At 69.3% G+C, this 11,625-nt stretch carries 9 protein-coding genes and 4 pseudogenes; 8 read left to right on the forward strand and 5 right to left on the reverse strand.

The window, feature by feature from the left end; genetic code table 11:
* Positions 1 to 179 precede the first annotated feature (179 nt).
* Positions 180 to 1,381, reverse strand: a pseudogene (gene dapE, locus MU852_RS10705) (succinyl-diaminopimelate desuccinylase).
* Positions 1,382 to 1,422: 41 nt separating this feature from the next.
* Between dapE and MU852_RS10710 the strand changes: the two are divergent.
* Complete coding sequence (locus MU852_RS10710) at positions 1,423 to 1,899, forward strand: cupin domain-containing protein (protein ID WP_249749572.1); 477 nt, start codon at positions 1,423 to 1,425, stop codon at positions 1,897 to 1,899.
* The gene (locus tag MU852_RS10715) at positions 1,896 to 3,188 is read left to right on the forward strand and encodes an MFS transporter (protein WP_249749573.1); all 1,293 of its coding nucleotides are present in this window, start codon (positions 1,896 to 1,898) and stop codon (positions 3,186 to 3,188) included. The genes MU852_RS10710 and MU852_RS10715 overlap by 4 nt, the downstream gene beginning before the upstream one ends.
* A gap of 140 nt (positions 3,189 to 3,328) precedes the next feature.
* On the opposite strand, the gene MU852_RS10720 is transcribed toward MU852_RS10715, so the two are convergent.
* On the reverse strand, positions 3,329 to 4,351 hold the full coding sequence (locus MU852_RS10720) for a 2'-deoxycytidine 5'-triphosphate deaminase (RefSeq protein WP_249749574.1): 1,023 nt from the start codon (positions 4,349 to 4,351) through the stop codon (positions 3,329 to 3,331).
* An 81-nt stretch (positions 4,352 to 4,432) separates the two neighbouring features.
* Between MU852_RS10720 and apaG the strand changes: the two genes are divergently transcribed.
* Positions 4,433 to 4,840 (forward strand): Co2+/Mg2+ efflux protein ApaG, encoded by a 408-nt coding sequence (gene apaG, locus MU852_RS10725; RefSeq protein ID WP_249749575.1) that lies wholly within the window; start codon positions 4,433 to 4,435, stop codon positions 4,838 to 4,840.
* 359 nt (positions 4,841 to 5,199) lie between these two features.
* On the opposite strand, the gene gcrA is transcribed toward apaG, so the two are convergent.
* Positions 5,200 to 5,745, reverse strand: a complete 546-nt coding sequence (gcrA, locus tag MU852_RS10730) for a cell cycle sigma 70 cofactor GcrA (RefSeq protein WP_249749576.1) — start codon at positions 5,743 to 5,745, stop codon at positions 5,200 to 5,202.
* 357 nt (positions 5,746 to 6,102) lie between these two features.
* Here gcrA and MU852_RS10735 point away from each other — a divergent pair.
* From MU852_RS10735 to argF, 5 genes and pseudogenes are all read left to right on the forward strand, one after another.
* Positions 6,103 to 6,926 (forward strand): annotated as a pseudogene (locus MU852_RS10735) (ABC transporter permease).
* 42 nt (positions 6,927 to 6,968) lie between these two features.
* A complete protein-coding gene (locus MU852_RS10740; protein ID WP_249749578.1) occupies positions 6,969 to 7,988 on the forward strand; it encodes a M28 family metallopeptidase in 1,020 nt (339 codons plus the stop codon).
* Between the two features lie 149 nt (positions 7,989 to 8,137).
* Positions 8,138 to 9,312: pseudogene (locus MU852_RS10745) on the forward strand (acetylornithine transaminase).
* Between the two features lie 35 nt (positions 9,313 to 9,347).
* On the forward strand, positions 9,348 to 9,755 hold the full coding sequence (locus MU852_RS10750; RefSeq protein WP_249749579.1) for a GxxExxY protein: 408 nt from the start codon (positions 9,348 to 9,350) through the stop codon (positions 9,753 to 9,755).
* A gap of 113 nt (positions 9,756 to 9,868) precedes the next feature.
* A pseudogene (gene argF / locus MU852_RS10755) lies at positions 9,869 to 10,781 on the forward strand (ornithine carbamoyltransferase).
* 39 nt (positions 10,782 to 10,820) lie between these two features.
* On the opposite strand, the gene MU852_RS10760 reads toward argF, so the two are convergent.
* Positions 10,821 to 11,321, reverse strand: a complete 501-nt coding sequence (locus tag MU852_RS10760) for a pyridoxamine 5'-phosphate oxidase family protein (protein ID WP_249749580.1) — start codon at positions 11,319 to 11,321, stop codon at positions 10,821 to 10,823.
* 58 nt (positions 11,322 to 11,379) lie between these two features.
* Positions 11,380 to 11,598 carry a hypothetical protein gene (locus MU852_RS10765; protein ID WP_249749581.1) on the reverse strand — a complete coding sequence of 73 codons (219 nt, stop codon included), beginning with the start codon at positions 11,596 to 11,598 and terminating at the stop codon, positions 11,380 to 11,382.
* Positions 11,599 to 11,625 lie beyond the last annotated feature (27 nt).

An 11,625-nucleotide genomic window follows, 5' to 3' on the forward strand; every position in this document is an offset into this window, starting at 1 on the left:
CAGAAGGCTGAACCTGCAATTGCGGGGCCATGTGGGGAAGATATTTCGCTCTGATATTCAAACCCTTGATGGCCTCCAATCCCAACCTCGGCCGGCATTTCGCGCAGACGGGCAAAGTTCGCCTACTGGAAGATCGCCTATGGCTGCGTCGCTAGCGGCCCTTCAACATGTAAGGCGCGCTACAGCCGCTCGAACACCGTCTCGATGACCCGGCGATAGACGCCGGTCAGGGCCTCCAGTTCGGCGACGGGCACCCGTTCGTCGATCTGGTGCATGGTCTGGCCGACCAGGCCCAGTTCCAGCACCGGGCACAGGGCGCGGATGAAGCGGGCGTCGGAGGTGCCGCCGGTGGTGGAGGCCTCGGGGCGGCGGCCGGTCTCGGCCTCCACGGCGTCCTGGACCGCCTCGACGAAGGGGCCGGGTTCGGTCAGGAAGGCGTTGCCCGAGCACAGGTGCTCCAGCTCGATGCGCAGGCCGGTCTCGGCCTGGACGGCGCCGGCCTCGCGGTTCAGCCAGTCGATCAGGTCGTCGCCGGTATGGCTGGGGTTGAAGCGGATGTTCAGCCGCGCGCGCGCCTGGGCCGGGATGATGTTGGTCGCCGGATTGCCGACGTCGATGGTGGTGATCTCCAGGTTCGAGGGGGAAAGCCCTCATAGCCGTCGTCCAGCACATGGTCGTTCAGCCGCGTCATCAGGCGGGCGATCACCGGGGCCGGATTGGCCGCGCGCTCGGGATAGGCGACGTGGCCCTGCTTGCCGTGGACCGTGATCCAGCTGTTCAGCGAGCCGCGCCGACCGACCTTGATCATGTCGCCCAGGTGCTGGGACGACGAGGGTTCGCCCACCACGCAGGCGTCGATGACCTCGCCCTCGGCGGCCAGGGTCTCGACCACCCGCTTGGTGCCGTGCAGGGCCGGGCCCTCCTCGTCGCCGGTGATCAGGAAGGACAGGCTGCCCCCCAGCGCAGCGTCATCGGCCTCGCCCTCGGCCAGCACGCGCGACACGGCCGCGACCCAGGCGGCGATCCCGCCCTTCATGTCCACTGCGCCCCGGCCATAGAGGACGCCGTCGCGGACCTCGGCCTCGAACGGCTGGGAGGACCACTGCTCGGCCGGCCCCGTCGGCACCACGTCCGTATGACCGGCGAAGCACAGGTTGGGGCCGGCCGTCCCGCGCCGGGCGTACAGGTTCTCGATCCGCGCATGATCGCCGGTTCCGCCCGGTCCTTCGAAGGTCAGGCGGCGGCAGGTGAAGCCCAGCGCCGTCAGACGCCGCTCCAGCACGTCCATGGCCCCCTCGTCGGCGGGGGTGACCGACGGGATGCGGATCAGGTCGCGGGTCAGTTCGACAGGATCGATCACGGGAATTGATGCGCGGCTCATGCCGCTATGCTTTAGGAGCATACCGCACCCGCGAGAAGCCCATGCCCAGGATCGACATCGACACCGCGCCGCGCGGCGACGGCACGACCTATCCCGAGGAATTCGCCGGGCCCTGCAAGCCGCGCCGCCGGTGGAAGCTGGGCGACGCGGCGGGCCTGGACCAGTTCGGGGTCAACCTGCTGCGCCTGCCCGCCGGCGCCTGGTCCAGCCAGCGCCATTGGCACGCGGCCGAGGACGAGTTCGTCTGGGTGATCGAGGGCGAGGTGGTGCTGGTCGAGGCGGATGGCGAGACGGTGCTGCGCGCCGGCGACTGCGCCGGCTTCAAGGCCGGCGTCCCCAACGGCCACAAGATCGAGAACCGATCCGGCGCCGAGGCGGTTCTGCTGGAGGTCGGCACGCGCAGCCCGACCGTCACCCCTTGCGACTATCCCGACATCGACATGGTCCTGCCCCAGGGCGCGGACCGCTATTTCCACCGGGATGGGACGCCCTATCCGAAGTATCCCCGAAGACCGTGACCGCAGAATCCATCGACACCGGCTCGCCGACGCCGCCCGCTCCGCCCGCCCCTCCAGAAGGTCCCGCCAGTCCGTGGGGCATCCGCGACTTCCGCCTGCTGTGGTTCGGCCGGGTCGTGGCCGTGCTGGCCATCCAGATCCAGTCGTCGGCCCTGTTGTGGCAGGTCTATGAGATCGCGCGGCGGGATCATCCGATCGAACAGGCCAGCCTGTATCTGGGGCTGGTCGGCCTGTGCCAGTTCCTGCCGCTGCTGGCCTTCACCCTGCCGGCCGGGGCGATGGCGGATCGGCGCGACCGCAAGCGCACGGTGTGGATCTCCATCCTGGTCGAGGCGGCCTGCGCGACGGCCTTCCTGCTGATGGCGCTGCACGGTTCGCCGCCGCTGTGGGGTCTGCTGGCGGTCGCCGCCCTGTTCGGCGCGGCGCGCGCCTTCCTGGCCCCGGCCAGCCAGGCCTTCCTGCCGATGGTGGTGGGGCGTCGCGCCCTGCCGCCGGCCATCGCGGCCCAGTCCATCGCCTTCCAGACCGGCGCCATCGCGGGTCCCGCCCTGGGCGGGGTGATCGTGGGGCGCAGCGTGCCGTTCGCCTATGCCGTGGCGCTGGGGATGTTCCTGCTGGCCGTCGCCGCCTTCGTCCTGATCCGCACCAGCGGCAAGCCCGCCCCGCAGGAGCACAGGCTGTCGCCGGTGGATTCGGTGAAGGAGGGCCTGGCCTACGTCTGGAAGACCAAGATCGTGCTGGGCGCCATCTCGCTGGACCTGATCGTGGTCCTGATGGCCGGCGTGGCCCTGCTGACGCCGATCTTCGCGCGCGACATCCTGCATGTGGGGCCGGAAGGGTTCGGCCTGCTGCGCGCGGCGTTCGGGGTCGGGGCGATGGCCGTGGCCATCTATCTGAGCCGCTTTCCCATCGTGCGGCACGGCGGGCGCTGGATGTTCGCGGCGGTGGCGGTGTTCGGCCTGTGCACCCTGACCTTCGGCCTGTCCAAGATCGTCTGGCTCAGCGCCCTGGCGCTGTTCATCGGCGGCGGGGCGGACATGATCAGCGTCAACATCCGCCAGACCCTGATCCAGCTGGCCACGCCCGACCACATGCGCGGGCGGGTGTCGTCGGTCTCCATGCTGTTCATCGGCGCCTCGAACGAGCTGGGCGAGGCCTATTCCGGCGTCATGGTGCGGCTGCTGGGCGCGATCGGCGCGGCGGTGTTCGGCGGCTTCGGCGCCCTGGCCGCCACGGGCGCCTGGGCGGCGATGTTCCCGGGGCTGAGGAAGGCGGATCGGCTGAGTTAGAAATCTCCCTCCCCTTCATGGGGAGGGACGGCGAAGCGAAGCGCAGCCGGGTGGGGAAGTGTGAGACCTCGCTCACGCCCTTACGGGCCCCACCCTGATCGCTGCGCGATCGTCCCTCCCCATGAAGGGGAGGGAGAAGCTCACCACGGCCTGAAGTGCTTCGACAGCTTCAGGCCCTGGCTCTGGTAGTGGCTGCCGCTCTCGCCATACAGGCGGCTGGGGCGTTCCGTCAGCGGCTCATAGACCAGCCTCGCGACGATCTGGCCGTGCTCCAGCAGGAAGGGCGTGTCGTGGGTGCGGACTTCCAGCACGCCCTTCGACCCCGCGCCGTGCGCCTCGTCCGTGCCGAAGCCGGGATCGAAGAAGCCGGCGTAGTGGACGCGGAATTCGCCGACCGACGGATCGATCGGCGTCATCTCGGCGGCCTGATCGACCGGGATCTCCACGTCGTCCGACGACGCCAGGATGTAGAACTCGCCCGGATCCAGCAGCAGTTCGCCGCGCCGCAGGGACAGCGGCTCCCAGAAGTCGCGCGGGTCGTGGCCGTCGATGTGGTCCAGATCGACCACCCCGGCGTGGCGCCGGCCGCGGAAGCCGACGATCTCGCCGCCCTGCAGGTCGACGCCGACGCTGCGGGTCTCCAGCTTCGGCGGCTCGCCCGCCTTCAGACGCAGCTGGTTCAGGCGGGTGCCGGGACGGACCAGGATGGAGAAGGTCTGGGGCGCGATCTCCAGATACAGCGGCCCGTCATAGCCCTCGTCCACGTCGTCGAAACTGGCGCCGCGATCCGTCAACAGCCGCACGAAGACGTCGACGCGCCCGGTCGAGCTCTTGGGGTTGGCGCGCGCGATCAGCCCCTGGGGCAGGCTGAGCCGCTCCTGCAGGCGGGCGATATAGACGCAGCCCTTCTCCAGCACCACGCCGGCCCCTGTGATGTCGATGGCGTGCATGGCCACGTCGGCGATCCGCTCCTCGACCTTGCGCTGGCCGGGCAGGAAGGAGGCGCGCACCCGCCAGGCGCGGTCGGACAGGCGCAGGTCCAGGCTGGCGGGCTGGACCTGGTCAGGGTCGAACGGCGTGTCCGACGTGATCGCCCCCGTGGCGATCAGGGTCTCGATCGACTGGGCGGGCAGGATGCCGGGGCGGGGCGTCTGGAAGGTCATGCCGTCTGTCTCACACGGTTTTCGCGACTTGTCTTCAAGTCGCGCTTGCGGCCCGCGCGCGGCGGGGCGAGCATATAGCCCATGCACGACGGACCTGCCTATACCGCCGAGACCAACGGCGTCCTTGTTCGGGTGCGGCCCAGTTATCTGGCCGGCCAGTCCGATCCCGAGGGCGGGCGATGGGTCTGGGCCTATCAGGTCGAGATCGTCAACCTGACGGGCGGGCCGGTTCAGCTGATGGCGCGGCGCTGGGTCATCACCGACGCCCACGGCCATGTGGAGGAGGTGCGCGGCCCCGGGGTCGTGGGCGAACAGCCCGTCATCGCGCCGGGCGACAGCTACGCCTACGCCTCGGGCTGCCCGCTGGGGACGAACAGCGGCTCGATGGTCGGGGCCTATTACATGACGGACGCCGACGGCCGCAGCTTCGAGGCGGCCATCCCGGCCTTCTCGCTGGACACCCCCGACGCGCGGCGCGTGCTGAACTGAAGGTCCTACCCCGTGCAGCGAAGCGAAACGGGGAGGGGGACCGCGTAGCGGTGGAGGGGGCGGACGCAGGTTCCGTCGCCTGATGGTCAACACCGAGCCCGGTTCCGCCCCCTCCACCACGCTTCGCGCGGTCCCCCTCCCCGCTGCGCGGTGGAGGATCAAGAGGCGGATGGGGCTGCGTCAACCCGGATGAACCGCAGCCCCGCCCCCTGGAGTCTCGCCGGCCGCTTGCGCGACCGGCGAGGAGGAAGGCGGCTCCATAGGGAGCATCTGTGACAGGACCGTGATGGCCCAAGCGAAGCGCCGCGCTCAAGTCGTGAGCGACCGCGTCGCGAACGTAGCGCCCAAGGGCGCAGCCCTTAAATGTACCTGCGCAGGCTGCGGGCCAGGTCGCTGGCGCCGTCCTTGCCGCCGCGCTTGGTCTGCGGCTGGTAGGCGACGCGGGCGTGTTCGACGCAATAGACGCCTTCCGAGGCGCGGCGGCCGCAGAAGCTGAACTCGCGCGACGACGGGTCGCCGATCGGCCATTTGCACATGTGGGCGCCCAGGGTCATGACCGTGGCCGTGCCCGGAAGGTCCGGCACGGGGGCGGGCGCCGGGGCGGCCGGCTGGACCGGCTTGGGCTGAACCGCCTCCAGGCGGCGCGGCGCCGAAGGCTGGGCCATGCCCTGGCCTTGGGCGGGCGCGGCCGGGCGCGGCCGGGCGGTGCGGAAGGTCGTGGCGGCGGTGCGCGCCGGCTGCGACGGCGCGGCCCGGCCCGACAGGCCCAGGCGGTGCACCTTGCCGATCACGGCGTTGCGGGTGACGCCGCCGCCCAGCTGCTTGGCGATCTGGCTGGCCGACTGGCCCTCGAGCCAGAGCTTCTTCAGCGCGCCTACGCGATCCTCGGTCCAGCCTGCGGTCATGCCACCCTCCGGCGAAATGGATTCAAGATGTAGCGGTCGCGGTCCCCCTCTGGGCCTTGACCTACAACTAATCGTAAACCAGCCGTTAAGAGACGCAATATGTGCGAATCGTCCTGTCCACAGAAACCAGATGTTGAATCGATACTCCCCGTGCAGCGCAGCGGAACGGGGAGGGGGACCGCGAAGCGGTGGAGGGGGCGGCCGCATCACTGGTCTTTGGATGTGATCGAAGAGAGCGACCGCCGACGCCGGTGCGGCGTCCGCCCCCTCCACCACCCTTCGGGCGGTCCCCCTCCCCGCTGCGCGGGGAGGACCCAGGCCTTGCGAACCGCGACGGTCGGGCGCATCTGGCGGCGCATGACCGATCTGATCTCCATCCGTCCTTCCGGCCTGCCGCAGCCCCGGCGCTATCCATGGGGATCAACTGGATCGGGGTGCGGACCCTGTACCTGCGCGAGGTGCGCCGGTTCTGGAAGGTGGGGGCGCAGACGGTGGCCGCGCCGGTGGTGACGACGCTGCTCTACATGCTGGTCTTCGTGGTGGCCCTGCAGAACGCCCGGCCGCCGCTGCACGGCACGCCCTTCGCCCTGTTCGTCGCGCCCGGCCTGATCATGATGGCCATGCTGAACAACGCCTTCGCCAACGCCTCGTCCAGCCTGATCCAGGCCAAGATCATGGGCACGGCGACCGACTTCCTGACCCCGCCGCTCAGCCCGCTGGAGCTGACGCTGGGCTTCACCCTGGGCGCGGCGACGCGCGGCCTGGCGGTGGGCCTGGTGACGGCGATCTGCGTCCTGCCCTTCGCCCCCCTGACGATCGCCAACCTGGCCGCCGTCGTCTGGTTCGCCCTGGCCGCCAGCTTCATCATGGGCATGGTCGGCGTCCTGGCCGGCCTGTGGAGCGAGAAGTTCGACCACCTGGCGGCGGTCCAGAACTTCATCGTCATGCCGATGACCTTCCTGTCGGGCACCTTCTACCTGGTCGACAACCTGCCCGAGCCGTTCCGGTCCATCAGCCACTTCAACCCGTTCTTCTACCTGATCGACGGCTTCCGCTACGGCTTCATCGGCCATGCCGAGAGCAATCTGACCGTGGGCGTGATCGGTTCGGCGGCCCTGATGGCGGCCATGGGCGCGATCTGCTGGCTGGTGTTCCGCTCGGGCTGGCGCCTGAAGAGCTAGGCGGCTACCAAGGCGGCCTCGTCTCGCAGGGGTTTTGCCGCCATGTCGCTCCGTTCGCTCGTCGCCGTCGCGGCCCTGATGGCCGCCGGCCCCGCCCTGGCGCAGGAAACCCCGCCCGAGCTGCGCGAGCGCCCGGACATCGCCGCCGGCGCGGCCCAGTTCGTCAAGCCGACCAACGCCGAGCGGACCGAGGTTCTGGTCGGCTTCCTGACCCGCCTGGGCTTCACTCCCGATATCCAGACCTTCGAGGGCGGCAACGACCGCACCGGACCGATGGAGGGGGCCAACGTCGTCGTCACGGTCGGCGAGGGCGAGCGCGACATCGTGCTGACGGCCCACTACGACGCGGTGAAGCTGCGCGACGGAACCCTGTCGCAGGGCATCGTCGACAACGTCGGCTCAGTCATGGCGATGATGGAGGCGGCCAAGACGCTGGAGATGGGGCTGGAGGGGCAGCCGGTCAGCCATCGCTTCGTCTTCGTCTTCACCGATCAGGAGGAGCTGGGACTTCTCGGCGCCAAGGCCTTCCTCGAAAGCCACGGCAAGGACCGCATCGCCGCCGTCGTCAACGCCGACGTGGCCGCCTATGGCCGCACCGTCATGTATGGCGAGAACAACGGCGAGCCGTCGCGCTTCGTGCTGGAGACCCTGCGCGCCCTGTGCGCCGAACGCGGCTTCGACTGCATGGGCTATCCGGTCTATCCGCCCAGCGACGACCGCGCCTTTTCCGCCGCCGGCCTGCCCGTCGTGTCGCTGGGGGTCCAGGACGCGATCGGCGCCCATCAGATGTGGCTGGCCTTCAACGGCGGCGAGGACAACGGCCTGCGCGAAGGCTTCGTGCCGCCCGTCTTCCAGCGCATCCACTCCGCCGAGGACAGGATCGAGCGCCTGAACGGACAGGACGTCGCCCGTTTCGGTCTGTTCATCGCCGACTTGGCCCTGAAACTGGATGAACGCCTGGCCGAAACGGCGCCGCCGCCGGGGGCGGAGCCGGCCGCCGCCGCCGACGATCCGGCCGACGACGCGGCCGATGTCGAGGACGAGGTCGCCCAACCCGGGTGATCGGCCGCGCGGCCTGTCGCCGCCGGGCCGGTGTTGACTAAGGGCGTCGCGCATCCGACAACGCCTGTCCTTGTCAATCCGGCTCCGTCGCGCCCGCGCCGGGGCCGTCTCGCTTTTGGAGGTGAAGTCCCGTGTCCACCGAACATCTGATGGGTGTCTACAACCGTGCGCCGCTGGAAGTGGAGCGCGGGCGAGGCGCGCGTCTGTGGTCGACCGACGGGACCGAATATCTGGACTGCGTCGCCGGCATCTCGACCAACGGCCTGGGCCACGCCCATCCCGACCTGGTCCAGGCGGTCAAGGACCAGGCCGAGAAGCTGTGGCACGTGTCCAACATCTTCCGCATCCCCGGCCAGGAAGCCCTGGCCGACGCCCTGACGGCCTCCAGCTTCGCCGACGTGGTCTTCTTCACCAACTCGGGCACCGAGGCGGTGGAGTGCGCGCTGAAGACCGCGCGCAAATACCACGTCGCCAATGGCCAGCCCGAGCGGATCGACATCTACGGCTTCGACGGGTCGTTCCACGGCCGGACCTACGGCGCCATCAACGCGGCGGCCAACCCCAGCTACACCGAGGGCTTCGGCCCGCCGATGCAGGGCTTCCACCAGCTGAAGTGGGGCGACAAGGACGCGCTGAAGGCCGCCTTCGAGAACCCGACCACCGCCGCGATCATCCTGGAGCCCGTGCAGGGCGAGGGCGGCTGCCGCGAGACGCCGGTCGAGGACCTGCGCTGGATGCGCCAGATGGCCGACGACAACGGCGTGCTGCTGATCTTCGACGAGGTCCAGTGCGGCATGGGCCGGACCGGCAAGCTGTGGGCCCATGAATGGGCCGGCATGGCGCCCGACATCATGGCCGTGGCCAAGGCCCTGGGCGGCGGCTTCCCCGTCGGCGCCTGCCTGGCCACCGCCGAGGCGGCCAAGGGCATGACCGTGGGCGTCCACGGCTCGACCTTCGGCGGCAATCCGCTGGCGATGGCGGTGGGGCTGAAGGCCCTGTCGCTGATCGACAGCCCGGAGACGCTGGGCAATGTCAACGAGATCGCCGGCTATCTGAAGCAGCAGCTGGCGGGCCTGCAGGAGCGCTATCCCGACGTGATCGTGGACGTCCGCGGCAAGGGGCTGCTGATCGGCGTCAAGCTGGTTCCGAACAATCGCGAGTTCATGGCCCTGGCCGCGACACGCAGAAGCTGCTGGTCGCGGGCGGCGGCGACAACTGCGTGCGCCTGCTGCCGCCCCTGAACCTGACCCTGGAAGAGGCCCGCGAGGCGATCGACAAGTTCGAGGGCGCCTGTAAGGCCGCGCGCGACGCGGTCAGCGCTTAGCCGCCGAGTGTGGGTTCATCACAACGACCACCACGATGCACGACGAACACGACGGGGCCGAGGCCGTTTCACCAGAGGTGAATCGGATCGATCGCGCCGTCATGGACGCCGCTTTCGCGGTGCATCGCGAGCTTGGCCCCGGCTTGCTGGAGTCCGTTTACGAGCAGTGTCTGGCTTTGGAACTCCGTCGTCTCCGCGTTCGCGTCGAGAGGCAGATCGCGGTGCCGGTCACGTTCCGGGAGGAGCGCATAGACGCCGGGTTTCGCCTGGATCTGCTCGTGGAGCGTCAGGTGGTCGTCGAAGTGAAATCGATCGACGCCTTGGCGTCGATCCACACGGCCCAGCTCCTGACATATCTGCGGTTCTCGCAGGTGCGTCTCGGCTATCTGATCAACTTCAACAGCGTCAGGCTTAAGGACGGCTTTCGCCGTCTTGTTCTATGATGAGGTGCGGCGTCTGATATGTCAGCGGCCATGATCTCGTTGTGCTCGTTGTGACCCGTCGTGATCGTTGTGATGAACCGCCTCGCCACCTCCGCCCCTTTTCCTGGTAGCCCATGACCCGCCACTTCCTCGACATCCATCGGCTGGACGCGGCCGATCTGCGCGCCATCCTCGATGACGCCCACGCCCGCAAGCGCGCGCGAAAGGGATGGCCCCAGGGGCGCGCGGACGCCGACGCGCCGGCCAGGGACCGCGTGCTGGCGATGATCTTCGAGAAGAACTCGACCCGCACCCGCTTCAGCTTCGACGCGGCGATCCGTCAGCTGGGCGGGGCCTCCATCATCGCCACCGCCTCGGACATGCAGCTGGGCCGGGGCGAGCCGGTCGAGGACACCGCCAAGGTCCTGTCGCGCATGGTCGACGCCGTCATGATCCGCGCCAACGATCACGAGGACGTGGAGCGCTTCGCCCGCGTCTCGACCGTGCCGGTCATCAACGGCCTGACTGATCGCAGCCACCCCTGCCAGATCCTGGCCGACCTGCTGACGATCGAGGAGCATCGGGGGCCGGTGGCCGGAAAGACGATCGCCTGGATCGGCGACGGCAACAACGTCTGCCACAGCTTCATGCACGCGGCGCCCAAGTTCGGCTTCCACCTGAACGTCGCCTGCCCGGCGGAATATCATCCGGACCTGCGCGACCTGGCCAAGGGCGGGAACGCCGTCACCCTGACCAGCGACCCCCGCGACGCGGTCAAGGGCGCCGACGTGGTCGTGACCGACACCTGGGTCTCCATGGGCGACCAGGATTACGAGGCGCGGCTGGCGGCGTTCGAATCCTACACCGTCGACCAGGCCTTGATGGACCAGGCCAACGCCGACGCCGTCTTCCTGCACTGCCTGCCCGCCCACCGGGGAGGAGGTCGCCGACGCGGTCATCGACGGCCCTCGCTCCCTGATCTGGGACGAGGCCGAAAACCGCATCCATGCCCAGAAGGCCGTCCTGGCCTGGTGTTTCGCGGGCTGAGGCGAAAAGGGCGACGCCGCGGCGTCGCCCTGGGGCGTCCTATTGCAGGTTCACGTCCGACACGCCGCCGGCGTCGGGCGTCGACTTGGTCAGGTTCGCCTTCAGGACCTCATAGCCGAAGCCCAGCGCGCCCTTGTCGGACACCCAGACCCGGCCGTCGTCGGCCTCGAAGCGGATCAGGGTCAGGTGCGGGTCGTCCTTGCCGTCGGGATACCAGGCCGCGACGACCGGGTTCCAGTAGCGGTCGATCCGCTCGCGGTCGTGGTCGATGGCCAGGACGCCGTGGATGCAGGCCTGCACCTTCTGATCCTTGGCCTGGTAGCAGAACATGCCGTTCTGGCCGCCGACGGCCACGTCCCGCGCGAAGTCGGTGTCGTCGCGGGTGAAGAACCAGATGGTCCCGTTCTCAGGCTCGCCGAAGCCGGTCATGGGCTGGTGATGATAGCCGGGCTGGTCGATCCCCAGCATGCCGGTGTTCGACTCCTTCAGGCTTTTCCAGAATTCCTTTTCCGCCTCTTGCGGCGTCAGCTTGTCCGACATGATCGTCTCCTGTGATCGGGTGTGCGGGATCAACCGATCACGGGCGGGCGGGTTCCGGTCAGGCGCCGGGGATCCACGGCGCCCGCGCCGCCCCGAAAAGCGTGGCCAGATGCACCAGCAGCAACAGGGCCAGGGCGGCCGCTCCGATCATCAGGAAGCGCCACGGGATCAGGCGCGGGCCCTTCCACGGGTCGGGCGGCCGCGCGCCGCGCCAGCCGGCGAAGACGGTCATCGCCAGGGCGGCCGCCAGCAGGATCAGGGTGGTGCTCAGGTCCATGTCCGCGCAGGTGGCCGAGCCGCGCCG

The sequence above is a fragment of the Brevundimonas albigilva genome, assembly GCF_023503965.1.
Lineage (GTDB): Bacteria > Pseudomonadota > Alphaproteobacteria > Caulobacterales > Caulobacteraceae > Brevundimonas > Brevundimonas albigilva.

Excerpts from the sequence above, each read along its gene's own strand:
- MU852_RS10710 (WP_249749572.1), top strand. The coding sequence starts at position 1,423 with ATGCCCAGGATCGACATCGACACCGCGCCGCGCGGCGACGGCACGACC.
- MU852_RS10720 (WP_249749574.1), bottom strand. The coding sequence starts at position 4,351 with ATGACCTTCCAGACGCCCCGCCCCGGCATCCTGCCCGCCCAGTCGATC.
- apaG (WP_249749575.1), top strand. The coding sequence starts at position 4,433 with ATGCACGACGGACCTGCCTATACCGCCGAGACCAACGGCGTCCTTGTT.
- gcrA (WP_249749576.1), bottom strand. The coding sequence starts at position 5,745 with ATGACCGCAGGCTGGACCGAGGATCGCGTAGGCGCGCTGAAGAAGCTC.
- MU852_RS10740 (WP_249749578.1), top strand. The coding sequence starts at position 6,969 with ATGTCGCTCCGTTCGCTCGTCGCCGTCGCGGCCCTGATGGCCGCCGGC.
- MU852_RS10750 (WP_249749579.1), top strand. The coding sequence starts at position 9,348 with ATGCACGACGAACACGACGGGGCCGAGGCCGTTTCACCAGAGGTGAAT.
- MU852_RS10760 (WP_249749580.1), bottom strand. The coding sequence starts at position 11,321 with ATGTCGGACAAGCTGACGCCGCAAGAGGCGGAAAAGGAATTCTGGAAA.
- MU852_RS10765 (WP_249749581.1), bottom strand. The coding sequence starts at position 11,598 with ATGGACCTGAGCACCACCCTGATCCTGCTGGCGGCCGCCCTGGCGATG.